This window comes from Caballeronia zhejiangensis (assembly GCF_022879815.1).
GTDB classification, from domain to species: Bacteria; Pseudomonadota; Gammaproteobacteria; order Burkholderiales; family Burkholderiaceae; genus Caballeronia; species Caballeronia zhejiangensis.
Genome location: NZ_CP084288.1, coordinates 18,768 through 36,198, shown reverse-complemented (window position 1 = coordinate 36,198; position 17,431 = coordinate 18,768). Strand labels below are relative to the sequence as shown.

18 protein-coding genes are annotated in these 17,431 nt (G+C 64.4%); 9 read left to right on the top strand and 9 right to left on the bottom strand.

What is annotated here, in order from left to right; all coding sequences use genetic code 11:
• Positions 1-5: 5 nt before the first annotated feature.
• Entirely contained in the window at positions 6-575 is a 570-nt protein-coding gene (locus LDZ23_RS32980; RefSeq protein ID WP_008345378.1) for a hypothetical protein, read from the bottom strand.
• Positions 576-745: 170 nt separating this feature from the next.
• Here LDZ23_RS32980 and LDZ23_RS32975 point away from each other — a divergent pair, with 170 nt between their 5' ends.
• From LDZ23_RS32975 to LDZ23_RS32945, 7 genes are all read left to right on the top strand, one after another.
• Entirely contained in the window at positions 746-1,213 is a 468-nt protein-coding gene (locus tag LDZ23_RS32975) for a DUF6484 domain-containing protein (protein ID WP_008345379.1), read from the top strand.
• Between the two features lie 11 nt (positions 1,214-1,224).
• Positions 1,225-2,514, top strand: a complete 1,290-nt coding sequence (locus LDZ23_RS32970) for a TIGR02270 family protein (protein WP_160172880.1) — start codon at positions 1,225-1,227, stop codon at positions 2,512-2,514.
• A 61-nt stretch (positions 2,515-2,575) separates the two neighbouring features.
• On the top strand, positions 2,576-3,574 hold the full coding sequence (locus LDZ23_RS32965; protein WP_008345381.1) for a DUF2169 family type VI secretion system accessory protein: 999 nt from the start codon (positions 2,576-2,578) through the stop codon (positions 3,572-3,574).
• The gene (locus tag LDZ23_RS32960) at positions 3,571-4,641 is read left to right on the top strand and encodes a beta-ketoacyl synthase N-terminal-like domain-containing protein (protein WP_008345382.1); all 1,071 of its coding nucleotides are present in this window, start codon (positions 3,571-3,573) and stop codon (positions 4,639-4,641) included. The genes LDZ23_RS32965 and LDZ23_RS32960 overlap by 4 nt, the downstream gene beginning before the upstream one ends.
• 15 nt (positions 4,642-4,656) lie before the next feature.
• Positions 4,657-5,640 (top strand): PAAR-like domain-containing protein, encoded by a 984-nt coding sequence (locus LDZ23_RS32955; protein WP_051078947.1) that lies wholly within the window; start codon positions 4,657-4,659, stop codon positions 5,638-5,640.
• 9 nt (positions 5,641-5,649) lie between these two features.
• Positions 5,650-6,177, top strand: a complete 528-nt coding sequence (locus LDZ23_RS32950; RefSeq protein ID WP_144403556.1) for an SMI1/KNR4 family protein — start codon at positions 5,650-5,652, stop codon at positions 6,175-6,177.
• 17 nt (positions 6,178-6,194) lie between these two features.
• Entirely contained in the window at positions 6,195-7,097 is a 903-nt protein-coding gene (locus LDZ23_RS32945; protein WP_008345385.1) for a type VI immunity family protein, read from the top strand.
• A 10-nt stretch (positions 7,098-7,107) separates the two neighbouring features.
• Here the strand turns inward: LDZ23_RS32945 and flhC are convergent, their stop codons facing one another.
• The 4 genes from flhC to LDZ23_RS32925 all read right to left on the bottom strand — a co-directional run bounded on the left by flhC (position 7,108) and on the right by LDZ23_RS32925 (position 11,676).
• A complete protein-coding gene (flhC, locus tag LDZ23_RS32940; protein ID WP_008345386.1) occupies positions 7,108-7,677 on the bottom strand; it encodes a flagellar transcriptional regulator FlhC in 570 nt (189 codons plus the stop codon).
• The gene (gene flhD, locus LDZ23_RS32935) at positions 7,674-7,991 is read right to left on the bottom strand and encodes a flagellar transcriptional regulator FlhD (protein ID WP_008345387.1); all 318 of its coding nucleotides are present in this window, start codon (positions 7,989-7,991) and stop codon (positions 7,674-7,676) included. The genes flhC and flhD overlap by 4 nt, the downstream gene beginning before the upstream one ends.
• A 193-nt stretch (positions 7,992-8,184) precedes the next feature.
• Positions 8,185-10,545, bottom strand: coding sequence for a putative bifunctional diguanylate cyclase/phosphodiesterase (locus tag LDZ23_RS32930; protein WP_008345388.1), 2,361 nt, complete (start codon positions 10,543-10,545; stop codon positions 8,185-8,187).
• Positions 10,546-10,740: 195 nt separating this feature from the next.
• Positions 10,741-11,676: a cation diffusion facilitator family transporter gene (locus tag LDZ23_RS32925; protein WP_033535665.1), complete on the bottom strand. Its 936-nt coding sequence runs from the start codon at positions 11,674-11,676 to the stop codon at positions 10,741-10,743.
• Positions 11,677-11,871: 195 nt separating this feature from the next.
• Here LDZ23_RS32925 and LDZ23_RS32920 point away from each other — a divergent pair, with 195 nt between their 5' ends.
• Together LDZ23_RS32920 and LDZ23_RS32915 are read left to right on the top strand one after the other, a co-directional pair.
• Positions 11,872-12,195: a DUF4148 domain-containing protein gene (locus tag LDZ23_RS32920; RefSeq protein ID WP_008345390.1), complete on the top strand. Its 324-nt coding sequence runs from the start codon at positions 11,872-11,874 to the stop codon at positions 12,193-12,195.
• Between the two features lie 93 nt (positions 12,196-12,288).
• A complete protein-coding gene (locus LDZ23_RS32915; protein ID WP_008345391.1) occupies positions 12,289-13,860 on the top strand; it encodes a S53 family peptidase in 1,572 nt (523 codons plus the stop codon).
• Between the two features lie 52 nt (positions 13,861-13,912).
• Here the strand turns inward: LDZ23_RS32915 and LDZ23_RS32910 are convergent, their stop codons facing one another.
• The 4 genes from LDZ23_RS32910 to LDZ23_RS32895 all read right to left on the bottom strand — a co-directional run bounded on the left by LDZ23_RS32910 (position 13,913) and on the right by LDZ23_RS32895 (position 17,419).
• A complete protein-coding gene (locus LDZ23_RS32910; RefSeq protein ID WP_033535664.1) occupies positions 13,913-14,305 on the bottom strand; it encodes a hypothetical protein in 393 nt (130 codons plus the stop codon).
• 65 nt (positions 14,306-14,370) lie between these two features.
• Positions 14,371-15,039 carry an RraA family protein gene (locus LDZ23_RS32905; protein ID WP_008345394.1) on the bottom strand — a complete coding sequence of 223 codons (669 nt, stop codon included), beginning with the start codon at positions 15,037-15,039 and terminating at the stop codon, positions 14,371-14,373.
• Positions 15,036-16,076, bottom strand: a complete 1,041-nt coding sequence (locus LDZ23_RS32900; RefSeq protein WP_008345396.1) for an amidohydrolase family protein — start codon at positions 16,074-16,076, stop codon at positions 15,036-15,038. The genes LDZ23_RS32905 and LDZ23_RS32900 overlap by 4 nt, the downstream gene beginning before the upstream one ends.
• Positions 16,073-17,419, bottom strand: coding sequence for an MFS transporter (locus LDZ23_RS32895; RefSeq protein ID WP_033535663.1), 1,347 nt, complete (start codon positions 17,417-17,419; stop codon positions 16,073-16,075). Before LDZ23_RS32895 ends, LDZ23_RS32900 begins: the two co-directional genes overlap by 4 nt.
• Between the last annotated feature and the right edge of the window lie 12 nt (positions 17,420-17,431).

Sequence of the window (17,431 nt, the reverse complement as noted above, 5' to 3'; positions counted from 1 at the left end):
CCCGATCAATATCTGATGGTGAGCGGCTCGGGATAATGAGCCGTCAGCGGATAGTTCGTCTCGGCCGTGAATGCGGGCACGGGCGCGGTGGATGGCGGCATGTGCCCGATAGTCGGCGGCGGCGTGCACTGCTTGCCGTCGAAGACCGCGACGACCTGAGCGGGCGACGAGTCCGTATCGCCCGCGATCAGGAGCGTGACGTCCGCGCCCGTTCTCATCGCGATCGACGGTCGTGGGCCGCTGCCGGGAGGAATGATCGGCGAGCCGCTGCAATCGGCGGTCGAGTAGTCGAATGGTCCGTAAGTCGACCACTGGAATTTCGCCGAGTCGTACGCTTCGCCGTTGTTGTTCAGGCGCGTGATCTGCGCGAAGACGAGCGCGCGGTCGATCGTGAGGAACACGCCGTCGTAGCCGCCGTAAGAAGCAAGGCGTCCGATAAGTTTGCCTTGTGCATCGAATACTTTCAGAGCGGGCTGGTCGCGATGTCGTCGCCCGTCCTGCCTGTCGTCTGCGTCCGCATGCAGGGACATTGCGCTCACGGCCGACAGGACCACGAAGATAAGCGACAGACGCATGAGGCGTCTCCTTCCACTGACGACGTCCGCATGGGGCTTGCGGACCGGATTCGACTGTTCAATGAGCATAGGTTCGCGATGCGCTTATTTCAAGCGCCGCGAAGTCATGGATAGCTTTGCAAATCGCCGTCGGCTCGTTCGTCTTTGAATGAGACGCGAAGGAGCACGCGATGAGCGGACGCGATTTTCTCGAACAAGGCCCTCTTGCGGCCATCGACGGGGTGAGGATCGGCGAGTTGATCGGACTCGATGGCGACGCTGCGTCCCCGTTCGTCGTCTACCCTGGCCAGCCGGGGAGCGCGGCGCTCGTCGCGCGCACGGTCGTCGATCTGCGCGGCATGCATATCGGCCGTCAAGTCGCGCTGATGTTCGAAGCCGGAGACCCGACGCGCCCGATCATCATCGGCTGTCTGATCGGATGCGAAGCCTGGCCGTTCGACGATGCGCCCGCACAGATCGATGTCGACGCCGATGGCAAGCGGCTTCTCGTGACGGCGAAGGAGCAGATGGTGCTGCGTTGCGGAAAAGCCAGCATCACGCTCACGCGCGACGGACATGTGCGCATACGCGGAAGCAGCGTGTCGAGCAGTGCGTCAGGACTGAATCGCATCATCGGCGGATCGGTGCAGATCAACTGATGCATGTCGCCGTGGACACGACGAAAGCCGACGAAGCCGAACCGGTCGCCGACTCGGCGAGCGGCGTGCTTTTCCGCGTGCTGGAGCAACATGTCGAAGACGCCGCCGCCTTGCGGCGAATCCGCTCCCGTCTCGTGCGCGCGCCGCATGTGCGGCTCTCCGATCTGACACGGCTCGACGAACGCATCGCGGCGCATCTCGACGGCATCGCCGTGGCGGGACGCGCCGGCCTGCGTTCGAGCATTCGGGCGCTGGAGCACGCGGGCAAGGGCGAACTGTTCACCGCCGCCGTCGGTTGCATCGAGGCGCGTTCGGACCCGGCGATCATGCGGCTGCTCGCTTTGAGTCAGGCCACGCCCAATGCCAGAGCGGGCTTTCATTCGGCGTTCGGCTGGGTGAGTCCGGGCCGTCTCGCCGGTGTCGTCTCGATCCTGCTCGCGTGCGACGACCCCGCCGCGCGACTGGCTGGCATCGAGGGATGTGCGCAGCATCGCGTCGATCCGAAGCGGCATCTCGACGCGGCGCTCGTTTCCGACGACGCTGTGCTGCGCGCCCGGGCGCTGCGCTGCGCGGGTGATATCGGCCGCGTCGATCTGCTCGGAACATGTCAGGCCCATCTCGATCACGCGGACGCGTCATGCCGGTTTCATGCCGCGCGATCCGCGCTGCTGTTCGGCGATCGCGACGAGGCGCTCGAGGTCATTCGCGATATTGCGGCTACGCCATCCATGTTCGGCGACATCGCGCTCGCGCTCGCGGCGAGCGTGCTCGCGCCCGCCGATGCGCATCGATGGCTGGAGCGATTCGCTTCTAAACCGGAGAGTGCGCGCAGGCTGATTCGCGCCGTCGGTTTCACCGGCGATCCACGTTATGCGCAGTGGCTGATCGGCCGTATGGACGATGACCGCGTGGCGCGGCTCGCGGGCGAGAGCTTCAGTCTCATCACGGGAGTCGATTTCGTTCGTCTCGGGCTGGAACGCGCGCCGTTGGCATCGGGGAATTCCGGCGGCGAAAAAGATGCCGATGCCGCCGAGGAAGAGGACGACGGCGCGCCGTGGCCGGACCCCGACAAGACGCGCACATGGTGGCACGCCAACAAGGCGCGGATGCCGGGCAGCGGGCGCTATCTCATGGGCGCGTTGTCGTCGAAAGCGCAGTGCATCGACGTGTTGCGCAATGGCGCTCAGCGGCAGCGCGCCGCGGCGGCCATTCAACTGCGCCTCGCCGATCCGCGCAGCGTGCTCTTCAATTGCGCAGCGCCTGCATGGCGTCAGCGACGCGCATTGCAGGCGATGGATTGACGCTCTTTCAAAACGATTCTTCGTGCTTCGTCTTAACACTGTTCGCGATAGGGGGTCGTCAATGTGGAGCATCGAGAATCGGACTGCCTACGAAGTCGATACGTCATGGACGCGCGACAAGGAGGGCACGCACGAATGGATCGTCGCGGTAAAGGCGACCTATGACATCACGCCGGCGGGACCGCGGCTCGCGGACGAGCAGACGCCGCCGGTCGAGACCGCCGAATACACCGGCACGCCCGGACGGTCCAGCCTTCGCTACGACTCGGACTTGCTCGGGCCCAAGCCGACGACCGACATCGTGCTCAACGGTACCGCTTACGCGCCCGGCGGCAGGCCCAGCGACGACTTTCTGGTCGACATGCGGGTTGGGCCGGTTCGCAAGACGCTGCGTGTTCGCGGACATCGTAGATGGGGAAAAGGGATGCCCGGACGCATGCTGGCGGAGCCGGTCGTCCGTCTGCCGGTCATCTACGAGCTCGCTTATGGCGGCTACGATGCGCCCGGCGACGACCCCGCCAGACACGGCTATGACGCCCGAAATCCGGTCGGGCGAGGCGTAGTCGGCGCAGGGCAGAGCCGGGAAGGCATGGCGATGCCCAATTTCGAATACCCGAGCGGACGTCTGGACAAGGATGGCCCCGCCGGGTTCGGCGCCATCGACAGCTTCTGGTCGCCGAGGCGGGAACGCGCCGGCACTTACGACGATGCGTGGATGCGCGATCGCTCGCCGCTGTTGCCCGAGGATTGGAGTCCGCACTCCTTGCAGTGCGCTCCACCCGATCAGCAACCCGCAAGCCCTCTGCAGGGCGGAGAGCCGGTCGAACTGATCAACCTCACGCCCGCAGGGTCGATGTCCTTCGCGCTGCCGAAGGTGCGCCTGGCTTTCACGACGCGCATCGACACCCGCGACGACGAGCATCGCGCACGCCTTTCGTCGGTGATACTGGAACCCGATGCGCTGCGTTTGATGCTCGTGTGGGTCACGGTTCTGAAGGTCGAAGACGAACCCGATTATCTCGAGAGCACGCTGGTCCGCGAGAAGGATTACCTGTCATGAGCGCACGCGTCGTCATGGCGGCCGCCGGTGCGCGCACGCCGCTCGGTCTCGGGGCAGAGGCAAGCGCGGCGGCCGTGCGGGCGGGTATAGGGGCGGCGCGCGAGCATCCGTTCATCGTCGACAGGCTCGGCAACTACGTGAACCTGGCCTTCGACGCCGGACTCGACCCGGGGCTGCACGGTCCGTCTCGTCTGCTTGCGCTGGCAGGTTTCGCGTGGCGCGACCTGACGCGCGCCCTCGCTCACCTGGGCGAAGCGCCGCTTCGATCGCCGATGATGGTCGCGCTGCCGGAAATCCGCCCTGGCTTCACGCATGAAGACGCGAGCGCCGTCATGCAGGGATTGCGGCGGCTGGGCGGATCGACGATCGATCCGATACAAGTCTCGGTGCATGCGCAGGGGCACGCAGCCGGAGTAGCGGCCTTCAGGAAGGCGAGCGAGTCGCTCGGAAGCGGCGAACTGGACGCGTGCGTCGTCGGCGGCATCGACAGCTATCTGCATCCTGAGACGCTGAATTGGCTCGACGGGCGCAGGCAGATCGCAGGCGAAGGATCGAGGAGCGGCTTCGTCCCCGGCGAGGGCGCGGCATTCTGCCTGTTGATGAGCGACGCCGCGTGCCGGCGGCTCGGCGTTGCCGAAACGATGCACCTCGTTGCAGCTGCGACAGGATCGGAGCGCTGCCTCATCAAAACGCGCGAGGTGTGCGTCGGCAAGGGTCTGACCGCGGTCGTGCGAGACGCGCTGACGAGCGCGCCGGGCGCGCGGAAGACGATCGATCATGTCATCTGCGATATCAACGGCGAGCGTTATCGAGGCGAAGAGTGGGGGTTCGTCTGCCTGAGACTGGGCCGGCATTTCAAGGATGCCACCGGCTATCTGTCGCCAGCGGACGTCTGGGGCGATGTGGGCGCGGCGTCCGGGCCATTGTTCGCGATGCTGGCTCATCAGGCGGCGTCGCGTGGCTATGCGGCAGGCCCGAGAACATTGATCTGGTCGAGTTCGGAGGCGGGCTTGCGGGCCTGCGCGCTTTTCGAATCGGCCACGATGCCGGCCGCTTCGCGCCATTGACTTGCTCGACGCGCCATGACCAGCGTTGGAATCCATCCTCCGAAGACGCCTGTCACCAAGGGCAGTTCCGGCACCGCTCGGGCCACGCTCCCGAACATGTGCAAGATGCCGGGGCCGCCCGCTCCGTTCGTTCCGGCTGCGTTGCCCAATACCGCCAAATCGGGCGATTCGCCGGACGGCTATTCGACGAGCGTCAAGATCGAGGGCGACGAGGTGGCTATCCGGGGCGCGATGTTCAACAGCTTCGGCGACATGGCGAGCAAGGGCACGGGCGGCGGTCTGCTTTCGAGCAACACGCACGGGCCGGCCAGATTCATCACGCCGGGATCGATGACGGTGAAAATCGAGGGCAAGAGCGTTCATCTTCTCGCCGAGCCGATGCTCAACAACTGCGGCCCGAACGGTTCTCCGCCCAATACCGGCGCGACGATGACAGGCGTGAAGCAGAAAAGATCGAAACGTCCGCCGGCGACTCAGGTCGGACCGGATTGCGGGAAAAAGAAGAAAAAGAAAAAGCGCAAATGGGACGATTGCATGTGCGGTCAGGTCTGCGAGATGGTCAAGGCCTACAACCAGTCGAAGAGCAAGAAGGCGAGGCTGAGCGATAGTCCCAGCAATCCCGGTTCCGACCACTACGATGCGTATCAGGCGAGCCTCAAGCAATTCGCGAAGGACTTCGCCGACGCCGTGACCGCGGCCGCCGGCAATCCCGATCATCCGGCCATCAAGCGCATGTTTTACAGTCCGAAGAACGTGAAGCCGCCGGACTGTCAGCACGAAAAATGGAAGCAGGCGGGAGGATTGGCGGACCCCGCTCGCAGCGGCCGGGGCGCAATGAATCCGGATCACATGCACCCGGCTTCTCTTAGCGGGCCACTCACCAGCGCCAATATGCGATGGGCCGACGCCCGCGTGAATTACACGGTCGGCGGCAGCATGAACCGGCTCAAACCCGCCCCCAAGCGCATGAAAGCGCATCCCTCTTGTAACTGTGATTAAGGAGGTCGCGTGAACACCCAACAGATGCAAGACCTGCTGCAGAAGCTGAGTGATACCAAGTTCAAGCTCAACGGCTACTTCAGCGACGATCCCGTGCGGCCTCAACTGCGCCCGCCGGCGAGCGGAGGCGACCTCGCGGCGCTCGATGCCTTTCTGCAAGCGCGCAACCTCGTCATGCCGGCGAGTTATCGATTGTTTCTGTCCACGAGCAATGGCGTATCCAGCTTGATGAATGATGAATTGTCACTGCTTTCGGCGCTCGAGGTCGCGCGCGACGACCACGGTCTCCTTCCGGAAATGGTCGACGAGTACCCGGCGTGCAGCCAGTTCGTCATCGGTGCGGGGAACACGCCGGAGTGCGTTTCGTTCGACGTGGACACTTCGCCCTCTAAGCATGGCTACGAGGTTGTGTGGATTTCCAGCATCGGGGAGCAATGGCGTCACGATAACTTCGAGGCTTTCCTGAAGGGCTATCTTTCAGTGCTGGAGCGTCGTGTTGCCGCTCAGCAGAAAGACCGGAAAAACCTCAAACCCTGACCGGGAAGTCCGACGCGATGGCAAACCCCATCCTCGAATTCACGGATGATCCTTCGTCGCCCATGCCGCTGGTCGAATTGAAACAGCATCTCGTGTTCTATGTGCCCGATCCGCCCGGTCCGGTCACGGCGAGACGCGTGTATGACGCGTACCTTCGCGCGGTCGGCGATGTCTTCAGGAACTACAGGTCGACCGTTTCGTGGGCGAGGCTCGAAGCGTGGGATGCGGCGGCGCGCATTCGCTTCGAAACCGTCTTGCTTCCCGAACTGCGCAAGACGGTGCATTGGGGCTATGGGTTTTCGGACGCAAAGCCCGTCGATTCGCGGGTCTTCATGTTTCACGGCTTTCGGCCTTTTACGGAACCCGAAATGGCGAGCTTCTTTCGCTTCGAATTCGATTGGCAAGTCGATGCCGCATTCCTCCGTTCACTCGCACTCGACATGATGTCGATGTTTCCGGTTTGCTCGGGCTATGGCGGTTATCTGCTGCAGGGACGTCCGTCTTCGAAATACGAAGAAGTTTCGTTCGAGCGCATCTATGCTTTGGCGCGCCGATACTGGGGCTGCGATGTGGAGGAGATCGAACTGAGCGCGAGGGAACTCAAGCGAGGCTACAAGTGCCTGAGCTGGCTGACGGTCATCGGCGAACCTTTTCGAACGCAATTTCAAAAGGAATTAGCGCAGGCGAAGCTTGCTGCTTTCGATTTCGTCGATGGGCCTTTCGCGACGCTTTTGCAGGTGTCGGACAGCCCGACGCTCGGCGACCGCAACGTTCAAGCGGATCTGAAACCGTATTTCGATGTCGCACGTGCGTTGTTGCCGATGCAGATCAAAAGCCACGAACCGTTCTGGAGCACTCGATGGGAAGACGGCCAGACCATGGCGTGGCTACAGCGCTTCACACATGGATGGCCGACCTGAGTTCATCCACTCACGCCGCCAGCGAACCGCACTCGGCCTTGCTGCTCGCAGCCTTCTTCGTCCGCCCCGCGCGTGACGGCGGCTGACACGCGCCGCACACGAAATGCGCCTGAAGATCGTGCCTGTGCGCGACGAACTTGCCCTTGCAGCGGCAGCATGGCGTCTGCTGCAGCATGTCCGCTTCGAAGAAGCGCACCAGTGTCCATGCACGCGTCAGGCTCAGGACGACTTCGAGCCGGTTCTGCCCGCAGTGCTCCACATACAGTCGATAAGCCTTGGTCAACGCATCGAGACGCGAACAGCGTGTCTGCTCCTTGAGAAACAGATAGATGTTGTAGAAGAGCGATGAATGGATGTTGGGCATCCACGTCATGTACCAGTCCGCCGAGAACGGCAGCATGCCCTTGGGCGGCGGCATGCCCTTCAATTCCCGATACAGACGGATCATGCGGTCGCGCGATAACGTCAACTCGGTTTCGAGCAACTGCATGCGAGCGCCCAGTTCGATGAGGGCAATCGCGCGATAGACTTCCTGCGCGTCGTCGCTGACGCTTTTGCGAAGCGTGGTTTCCATGCTCATGCGAACTGTTCCGCCGGCTGTCCGGCCAGCAGGATGGCGGCGTGAGTGGCGCCGACGTCGACGTGCGTGGCCGGTTGCGTCAATGCGGACAGCAACGAATGATCGTTGAAGCGGAACGCGCACAACAACTGGTTCGAACTGCAAAGCTTGATTGTTTGCGCGGCCGTGAGATTGGCCAGAATCATGGCGATTTCCGGCGAAAGCCCGAGCCGGAACATGGCGACGGACTTGTCCTCGAGCAACATGCGTTGTGCAAGGATCACGTACGACAGATTGATCTCGCGGATCGAGTCAAGCGATTCACTGCTATTCATGGTTTCCCGCTCTTCGGAAAAACCCCGTGGTTCATGCCGGCATTCTTGCCGTGCAATTTTCTTGTGCGTCGTTTGCGACTCGATCGACGTTCGCGATCATCTTGATACAAACGTTACATTTAGTCACAACTTCGGCGTAAGGTTAGGGTTCACCGAAAGGAAAAGCAAGCGCGCGAATTTCGCGGTTCCTTTCCTAATCTATCAATGCGGACGGCGTGGCGATCGGGAGCCCGAGCACGTCGTCGGGGGCGACCGGCCGGCTCAGCAGGAAGCCCTGCACGAAGTCACATTGCGCATGCCTGAGCAATTCCAGTTGCGCTGTTTCCTCGACGCCTTCAGCCGTCACGCTCAGGCCCAGCGTGTGACACATCTGGATGATGCCGCACACGATGCTGCGCGTTGCCTGATCCGATTCCATCCGCGTGATGAAGGAGCGGTCGATCTTCACGCAGTCCGGTGCGAAATCAGCCAGATAGCGCAGACTCGAATAGCCGGTGCCGAAGTCGTCGATGGCGATGCGCACGCCCAGCTTCTTCAACGCACCGAGCGTGCGCTGTGCAAGGCTCGGGTCGTCCATCAGCGCGCTCTCGGTGAGTTCGAGTTGCAGCGTCGAGGCGGGCAGGGCATGGCGGCGCAAGGCTTCGTCGACGACATCGACGATGGTCGCGTCGCGCAACTGTCGCGCCGACACGTTCACCGAAACGCCGAGCGCGCGCGCGCCGGCCTGCCGCCATAGCGCGAGCTGACGCAGGGCGTCGTCCATCACCCATGCGCCGACTTCGGCGATGAAGCCGCTCTCTTCGAGAATGGGAATGAAGACGCCCGGCGAGACGAGCCCGCGCTCCGGATGCCGCCAGCGAATGAGCGCTTCGACGCTGCGGACCTCGCGCGTGTGCGGCTCGTGGATCGCCTGGTAGTGAAGCTGAAACTCCTTCTTGGCGAGCGCCGCGGGCAGGTCGCGCTCGAGTTCGAAATCGACGATGCGTTCGCTCGAATCCTTGTCGGCGAAACGGTAGCCGTTGCGTCCGGCTTTCTTGGCCGCATACATCGCGATATCGGCGCTCGTCAGAAGCGTCTCGCGATTCCCCCCGTTTTCGGGAAAGACCGATATGCCGATCGACGCCGTGATCGTGCCGGCGCGGTGTGCCTGATCCGCCTGCACGAGCGCATCGAGCGTGGCGCGCGCGATCTCGGCGAGCGGGTCCTTGTGCTTCGCGCCGTCGATCAGCACGGCGAATTCGTCGCCGCCGAGACGTGCGAGAAATGCATCGGCCGGCAACGCGGCCCGGATGACCCTGCTCAGCGATTTGAGCAGCCGGTCCGCCGCCGTGTGACCGAGCGTGTCGTTGAGCACCTTGAAACGGTCCAGGTCGATGAACATCAGCGCGAAGGGCGCCTGCTTGCGGCATCGCTCGTCGATCCTGCACATGAGCGCGGCGCGATTCGCGAGACCGGTCAGCGAATCCGTGAAGGCGAGGCGGTCCAGTTCGGCGAGGCGGTCCTGCTCCGCCGTGACATCCTCGCTGATGCCGACGATGCGCGCCACATTGCCCGCGCTGTCCAGAACGGGCGATCCGGTGCTTTGAATCCAGCGCACATTGCCGTCCAGACGGCGGATGCGGTATAGCGCCTTCTGGCTGACTTTCGATTCGGCGATCCGGCGCATCGCGGCCGTGAGTTGCGGCAGGTCTTCCTGCAGCACGAGCGCCATCCAGGCCTGGGGCGACTCGCGAAACGTTTGCGCATCCAGGCCGAAGACGGCCGCGCATCCCGCGCTGATGTGATGAAAGCCCGTGAAATCGGCGTTATAGGAATAGAAGCAAAGGCCGACGTGCGCCTCCATCTCCGACATCAGCGTCTCTCTGGCGCAGAGCGCGGCGGCGAGTTCCGCCTGCTGCGTCATGTCCTGCGAGGCGCAAATCACGCCTTCCACGCCGCCGTCGCCGTTCTCTATCGGAATGAGGCGCGAATGCCAGGTCTTGGGCGCGCCCGACGTGGTCGGGCAACTGCCTCGGAATGTCGCGCGTGCGCCGCTCATGGCGGCATGAAACGCATCGTGCGCGGCGGTCGCGTCTTCACCGGACCAGAAGCCGAGCCAGTTCGAACCGGCGAGTTGTTCGGGCGCGCTCGCTTCCATGAGTTCGGCGCCATATTCGGAAATGCGGACCATGCGGCCATCGGCGTCGAGCAGTTTCAGGCATTCGCGATTGGCGTCGAGAAGCGCTTTTGCGAGCGCGGTCGTGGCGTTCGCGCGCGCGGCGCTCCGGCGTGCACGACGCAAAAAGAACGCGAACGCGATCGCGCCCGAGACGACGCCCGCGCAGGAAGCCGCACCTTCGGACACGAACGACAGTGCGAGGTAGCAGAGCGCGCCGACGCCCAGGCCCGCGAGGCCGATCTGCGTGAGAACGGTCCAGGAGAGCGTCGCGCGGTCGCTTCGCGTGGACAGAAAGAAAGCGAGAAATTCCTGATTTCGCGCGGTCTTGTGCCCCTGTCGCGAGCGATCGCCGCTGGCGACGGTGCTGGACGATCCGGATTGGGGAGACTGGGACATTACGTTGATGACGCGGGCTCTCGATGAACGGGCAGCGGGCTCGGCGTTGCTTTTAGCGAAGATCACGCCTTGTTTACGTCAGCCGGATTCGGGAGCTTTAGGCGCCCGGAAGCCGGCGGGCGTCGGCCGACGCGCCGACGCGGTAATTTTGTCCAGCCGATGCCGCGTGCGCCGCGCCACGACGAACCGATGCAATCACTTGTGGCCGGCGGTGGATGCCGTGCCGAGCACGCGGTCGTCCAGACGATCGTCGACGATGCCCGCCGGTTCGACGTGCGCCGTGACGTCCGATGCCTGAAAGAGCCGCTGCACGGCTCTTTCCGCGTCATCGGCGATGGCGTGGCCCTGCGCGACGGTCAGCTCGCCGGCCACTTCGAGATGGAACTCGACGAATACGCGATCGCCGCCGTTTCGCGTGCGGATGTCGTGCACGCCTTGCACGCCTTCGACCGCCGTCACGGCCGCCGCAATGCGCGCGCGTTCGGGATCGTCCAGTTCGCGATCGAGCAGTTGCACGAGCGCAGCCACCGCCATGCCGCGCGCGTTCCACAGCATGTAGAGCGAGATGCACAGCGCGCCGATTGCGTCGGCGCGTGGCCAGTCGAGCAAGTGATCGAGCAGCAGGGCGACGAGCACGGCGATATTCACGGCGATATCGGTCGCATAGTGCGCGCGGTCGGCGGCGATGGCGGTCGATCCCGTGCGCTTCACGACCCACGTCTGCATCAGCACGAGTCCGATGGCCGCAAGCGTACTCACGACGATGACCGCGATCCCGAAGTCTGTCTGATTCAACGGTTCGGGATTCACGACGCGCTGCCCCGATTCGATGCCGAGTCCGACAGCCACGCCCGTGAGCAGCAGCGCCTGCACGAACGCCGCCACCGCTTCGGCCTTGCCGTGACCGTAGCGGTGCCCCTCGTCGACCGGGCGCAGGGCATAGCGCACACCCATGAACGTCACCGAAGACGCGACGACATCGACGAGGCCATCGGCTGCGGCGGTGAGCAGCGAAATCGATCCGGTCGCGAACCAGGCCCACACCTTCAACACGACGAGCACCAGCGCGAACACCAGCGCGACGATCGACGCCATGCGACGAAGCGCCTCGTCAGTGTTTCGTTGTGACATCGTTAGCTCCTTGCAGCTTTTCGCGCAGCATTATTCTGACGCGATTCTACGGACGATTCGCGAAGGCGTTGCCCTTCGCGCGCATCGCGTTCATATCGCGCAACGAAGAATGCGATTTTTTCCATCGGTGATCGTCTTTCATCTGCGGACGAGCACGTCCGCGTCACGAACTTTCGCATCATCAAGGAGATCATCATGAAACCGATTTTGATGGCGCTCGCGGCGGCGTCCGCGCTTGCGCTGCCGATTGCCGTGCTCGCGCAGACGGACGCGGCGCTCACGCGCGCCCAGGTGCGCGCCGAGCTCGAGCAACTGGAGCAGGCCGGCTACTACCCGGGCAGAGGCGAGGATCCCGGCTATCCGGCGGCGATCCAGGCAGCGGAGGCGCGCGTATCGAGCCGGAACGACGCGACTGGCTATGGCGGCGCGATGTCGGGCGCGTCGGCGACGGGCGCTCGCGCCGTCATGCGCCCGGCATCAGCGCAGGAGATGAAGCAGATCTATTTCGGCGGTCAATAAGCGCGTATCGCACGGCATCCGATGCCCGCCCGCCGCCCGCGAGGCATCGAAAACGCAACCCACGACGGCGGCGTTTCTCAGGAGTGTTCAGACATGGCAAACCATCCGCTCAACGGAAGCGAACGCGAGTGTTTAAAGGACGCGCAGCCCATCGGAAAGGCAGACCCGAACGAACGTCTGGAGGTCACCATGCTCGTGCGACGGCGCTCGCACGATGCGTTCGAGAAGCACATCAGCGCGCTCGCGGCGCAAGGCGCGTCGGCGAAGCATATCGATCACGACGAGTTCACGAAGCATTTCGGCGCGGACAGCGCGGACCTGGCGGCGGTCCATGCGTTCGCGCAAAAGCACGGACTGTCGGTCGTCGAGAGTCACGAGGCGCGGCGCGCGGTCGTGCTCTCCGGCACGGTCGCGCAGTTCGACGCGGCCTTCGGCGTGAGCCTGCAACAGTACGAACATGACGGCGGCACCTATCGCGGCCGCACGGGACCGATCCATCTGCCCGATGAACTGAACGGCGTCGTCGATGCCGTCATGGGTCTCGACAACCGTCCGCAGGCGCGGCCCAGCTTCCGGACCCGCGCGCAGGGCAACGTGCGCTGGACAGCGCGCGCAGCCGGCGCGTCGACGTTCACGCCCGTGCAGCTCGCGTCGCTCTATGACTTCCCGCAAGGCGACGGTCAGAATCAATGCATCGGGATCATCGAGCTGGGCGGCGGCTACCGTCCCGCGGATCTCAAGACGTATTTCGCGTCGCTGAATATGAAGGCGCCGTCCGTGACCGCGGTTTCGGTCGATCACGGACGCAATCATCCGACCGGCGATCCGAACGGTCCCGATGGCGAAGTGATGCTCGATATCGAAGTCGCGGGCGCGGTCGCGCCGGGCGCGAAGATCGTCGTCTATTTCGCGCCCAACACCGACGCGGGTTTTATCGACGCCATCGGCACCGCGATTCATGACACGAAGAACAAGCCGTCGGTGATTTCGATCAGTTGGGGCGGTCCGGAATCGGCATGGACGCAGCAGGCGATGAACGCGTTCGATCAGGCGTTCCAGTCGGCGGCGGCGCTCGGCGTGACGATTTGCGCGGCATCCGGCGACAACGGTTCCGGCGACGGCGTGGGCGATGGCGCGGATCACGTCGATTTTCCTGCGTCCAGTCCGTATGCGCTGGGCTGCGGCGGCACGTCGCTGCAGGCGAGCGGCAACGGAATCGCTAGCGAGACCGTATGGAACGACGGCGCCAACGGCGGCGCGACCGGCGGCGGCGTGAGCTCGTTCTTCGCGCTGCCCGCGTGGCAGGAAGGGCTGCGGGTCACGCGCGCGGGCGGCGCACACAGTCCGCTCGCGATGCGCGGCGTGCCCGATGTCGCCGGCAATGCCGATCCCGTGACCGGCTACGAAGTGCGCGTCGACGGTCACGACATGGTGATCGGCGGAACGAGCGCGGTCGCGCCGCTATGGGCCGGACTGATCGCGCGCATCAACGCGATCAAGGGCGCGCCGGTGGGGTATATCAATCCGCATCTCTACAAGGACCCGCTGGCGCTCGTCGACATCACAAAGGGCAATAACGACGATTTCCACGCGACAGCCGGATGGGACGCCTGCACCGGCCTCGGACGGCCCGATGGCAAGAAGGTGAAGGATGCGGTGAGTTGAGGCTGAAATGCGTGCTCGCGCGAAACGGACGTTCCTGCGCGAGCGCGCATTGTCACGGCGAGACGTCTTCGATCAGATCCGCGCGCACCGCGCGAATCCTGCGATCGACGAAGTAGCCGCCGCCTTCCGTGTAGCGCAGATACAGCCGCCCGCAGGACGAGCATTCCCAGACGCCGCAGCGGTTATACGGAAAGAAGCGCGGCGCGATGGGCGCATCGGCGGACCAGTAGTTCGTCTTGCCTGGCAGATATTCGGCGAAGGTCGGCTCCGGATCGTGCTCCGGTAACAGCGTGCCGATCTCGCGGAACTGCGATTCGTCGAGCGACAGCGGCTGCGATTGCCAGCCGTCGAGCGGCGTTTTCGTGCACGCGCAGGGTTGCGGCGCGCGGGCTTGCGCGCGTCGCGCGAGGTCGATGAGCGCGGCGGCGTCGAGAAAGTCGGGCATGGCGGTCGATAGTCGATGAAGCGAACGCGCCATCATGCGCGCGTTCGCGGCGGTTCGGCAAGGCGTCAGCCGTTCATCATGCGATCGCGCTGAACCGCGACCCACGCACGATCGAAACGGCCTTCCGCGATCGACTCGAGCGCCGCCGCTTCCTTCGCCGCCTGCTTGCGCGCGCCTTCGATCACCGCTTCGACGTCGGCGGGCGCGATGGCGAGCACGCCGTCTTCATCGCCGACGACGATATCACCCGGATTCACCACCATCCCGCCGACCGTCACCGGCACGTTGATCTCGCCCGGCCCGTTCTTGTACGGCCCACGATGCGTGACGCCGCGCGCGTACACGGGAAAGTCGCGCTGGCCGAGCGCGCCGACGTCGCGGATCGCGCCGTCGATGACGAGACCCTGCACGCCGATGCTCTGCGCGAAGCTCGCCATGATGTCGCCCATGAGCGCCTGCGTGAGCTCGCCGGCGCCGTCGATGACGAGCACGTCGCCGGGGCGGCAGTAGTCGAACGCGCGATGGATCGCGAGATTGTCGCCGCCGCGCGTGCGTACCGTGACGGCCGTGCCGGCCATCGGCTTCGGACGATGATAGGGACGCAGTCCGGTCGTGCCGCTCACGCGGGCCATGTTGTCGCTCAGAAGCGATACCGCCAGCTCGCGCAACGCGGCGAGCGTCGCGGGGCTCGCCTGAGCCGCGGATTCGTATTCACGCCATCCGGCCGGATTCATGCGGTCGCTCCTTCGTTCGATCGTTGCCGTTCCAGTTGCGCGGAAAGCCGTCCGTACACCGCGCGCGCGTTGTCCTCGAAAATGCGCTGGCGATCCGCGTCGCTGAGCCATTCGATCGCGTCGATATAACGGCGCGTGTCGTCGAAGTAATGACCCGTTTCGGGATCGATGCCCTGCACCGCGCCGATCGTCTCCGACGCGAACAGGATGTTCTTCGCCGGAATCACCTTTGCGAGCAGCTCGGCGCCCGGCTGATGGTAGACGCAGGTATCGAAGAACACGTTGTTCAGCAGATATTCGGTGAGCAGCGGCCGCTTCATGTCCTGCGCGAGTCCGCGATATCGTCCCCAGTGATACGGCACCGCGCCGCCGCCGTGCGGAATGACGAACTTGAGCGTCGGGAAATCCGCGAACAGATCGCCTTGGAGCAATTGCATGAACGCCGATGTATCGCCGTTGATGTAATGCGCGCCGGTCGCATGAAAGTTCGGATTGCACGACGACGAAACGTGGATCATCGCGGGCACGTCGAGCTCGACCATCGCTTCGTAGAGCGGATACCACGAGCGGTCGGTGAGCGGCAGCCCGGACCAGTGCCCGCCCGAAGGGTCGGGATTCAGATTGCAGCCGATGAAACCCAGTTCTTCCACGCAGCGGCGCAGTTCGGCGATGCAATTCTCGGGCGCCACGCCCGGCGCTTGCGGCAACTGACAGACGCCGACGAAATTACGCGGAAACAGGTCGACGACGCGATGCACGAGGTCGTTGCATGCTTCCGACCAGACCGCGTTGGCCTCCGCCGTCGCCAGATGATGGCCCATGCCGGCGGCGCGCGGCGAGAAGATCGTGAGATCGGTGCCGCGCTCGCGCTGGATGCGAAGCTGCCCGTTCTCGATGCTTTCGCGGATTTCATCGTCGGAGATGGCGGGGCGCGGCGGCGCCGATGCGCCGTCCTTCAGCGCGGCGATCTGCTGCGCGCGCCATGCTTCGTGCTGCGGCGGCGAGGTCGTGTAGTGACCGTGACAATCGATGATCATGCGTGGTTTTCCTGTCGTTGTGCGCCCGCTTCGTGCGAATCGGATGCGGGCAGCGAAGTGTCTTCGTCGTCGGCGGGCTTCACGCGCATGACGAGCGCGATGATCGTCGCGACGACGAGGAACGCCGCGATCGTCAGCAACGCGAGCTTGAAGTTGCCCGTCGCGTTGCGCACGAGCCCGATGCTCCACGGCCCGACGAGGCCGCCGAACTGCGCGATCGTGTTGATGAGCGCGATGGTCGCCGCGCCCGCCGCGCCGGTCCTGAACGACGAGGCGAGGCTCCAGAACAGCGGATTGCCTGCGTAGATGAAGAGGCCGGTCACGCACAGCAGCGCATAGGCGACGACCGGATTCGGCGCATACGCGCTGCCCGCGATCGCGAGGGCGCTCATGCCGTAGACGAACGCGAGATGCTTCTTGCGGTCGCCCGTGCGGTCCGAACTGCGGCTGATGATGAACGTGCCGAGCACGCCGAGAAGCGGCGGCGCGGCGGAAAGAAAGCCGACTTCGATGTTGCTCAGATGACCGAGACTCTTGACGATCTGCGGCAGCCACAGAAAGAGCCCGTAGATGCCGACGAGCGCGCAGCCGAAGAGACACGCGAGGCTCCATACGCGGACATCGCCCGCCACGCGCAGCAGCGGGAAGTGCGCGTTGCCGCCGACCGCTTCGCGCTCTGCCGCGAGCGTCGTTTCGAGCCAGCGCTTTTCGTCGTCGGCGAGCCAGTCGGCGTCGGCGGGGCGCTCCGTCATGATGCGCAGCGTGAGCAGGCCGAGCAGCATCGCCGGAATGCCTTCGAGGATGAACATCCATTGCCATCCCTGCAGGCCGAGGATGCCGTTCGCGTAGGTCATCAGCGCGGTCGAGATCGGGCCGCCGAGCACGGCGGAAAACGATCCCGCGATGATGTAGCCGCCGACCGCGCGCGCCCGATAGCGCTCGGGGAACCACTTCGTCAGATACACCGCGACGCCCGGCAGGAAACCCGCTTCCATGACGCCGAGCAGAAAGCGCAGCACGTAGAAGCTCTTGTCGTCGAATACGAACGCGGTGACGGCCGCGACCGCGCCCCACGTGAGCAGGATGCGCGCGATCCAGCGGCGCGCGCCCACGCGATGCAGCAGCAGATTGCTCGGCACCTCGAGCACCATGTAGCCGACGAAGAAGATGCTGCCTGCGAAGCCGAACACGGCAGGGCTGAAGCCGAGCGCCTTGTTCATGTCGAGCGCGGCAAAGCCGATGTTGATGCGATCGAGGTAGTTGAAGAACATCATCGCGAAGAGCAGGGGCATGAGCCGCCCGTATACCTTTCGCATCGTTGCTGCTTCGTTGAATGGGGCCATGCCGTCTCCACG

What these genes read in the sequence shown, in the direction of transcription:
- LDZ23_RS32980 (WP_008345378.1), bottom strand. Translation starts at nt 575, where the DNA reads ATGCGTCTGTCGCTTATCTTCGTGGTCCTGTCGGCCGTGAGCGCAATG.
- LDZ23_RS32975 (WP_008345379.1), top strand. Translation starts at nt 746, where the DNA reads ATGAGCGGACGCGATTTTCTCGAACAAGGCCCTCTTGCGGCCATCGAC.
- LDZ23_RS32965 (WP_008345381.1), top strand. Translation starts at nt 2,576, where the DNA reads ATGTGGAGCATCGAGAATCGGACTGCCTACGAAGTCGATACGTCATGG.
- LDZ23_RS32960 (WP_008345382.1), top strand. Translation starts at nt 3,571, where the DNA reads ATGAGCGCACGCGTCGTCATGGCGGCCGCCGGTGCGCGCACGCCGCTC.
- LDZ23_RS32955 (WP_051078947.1), top strand. Translation starts at nt 4,657, where the DNA reads ATGACCAGCGTTGGAATCCATCCTCCGAAGACGCCTGTCACCAAGGGC.
- LDZ23_RS32945 (WP_008345385.1), top strand. Translation starts at nt 6,195, where the DNA reads ATGGCAAACCCCATCCTCGAATTCACGGATGATCCTTCGTCGCCCATG.
- flhC (WP_008345386.1), bottom strand. Translation starts at nt 7,677, where the DNA reads ATGAGCATGGAAACCACGCTTCGCAAAAGCGTCAGCGACGACGCGCAG.
- flhD (WP_008345387.1), bottom strand. Translation starts at nt 7,991, where the DNA reads ATGAATAGCAGTGAATCGCTTGACTCGATCCGCGAGATCAATCTGTCG.
- LDZ23_RS32930 (WP_008345388.1), bottom strand. Translation starts at nt 10,545, where the DNA reads ATGTCCCAGTCTCCCCAATCCGGATCGTCCAGCACCGTCGCCAGCGGC.
- LDZ23_RS32925 (WP_033535665.1), bottom strand. Translation starts at nt 11,676, where the DNA reads ATGTCACAACGAAACACTGACGAGGCGCTTCGTCGCATGGCGTCGATC.
- LDZ23_RS32920 (WP_008345390.1), top strand. Translation starts at nt 11,872, where the DNA reads ATGAAACCGATTTTGATGGCGCTCGCGGCGGCGTCCGCGCTTGCGCTG.
- LDZ23_RS32915 (WP_008345391.1), top strand. Translation starts at nt 12,289, where the DNA reads ATGGCAAACCATCCGCTCAACGGAAGCGAACGCGAGTGTTTAAAGGAC.
- LDZ23_RS32910 (WP_033535664.1), bottom strand. Translation starts at nt 14,305, where the DNA reads ATGCCCGACTTTCTCGACGCCGCCGCGCTCATCGACCTCGCGCGACGC.
- LDZ23_RS32905 (WP_008345394.1), bottom strand. Translation starts at nt 15,039, where the DNA reads ATGAATCCGGCCGGATGGCGTGAATACGAATCCGCGGCTCAGGCGAGC.
- LDZ23_RS32900 (WP_008345396.1), bottom strand. Translation starts at nt 16,076, where the DNA reads ATGATCATCGATTGTCACGGTCACTACACGACCTCGCCGCCGCAGCAC.
- LDZ23_RS32895 (WP_033535663.1), bottom strand. Translation starts at nt 17,419, where the DNA reads ATGGCCCCATTCAACGAAGCAGCAACGATGCGAAAGGTATACGGGCGG.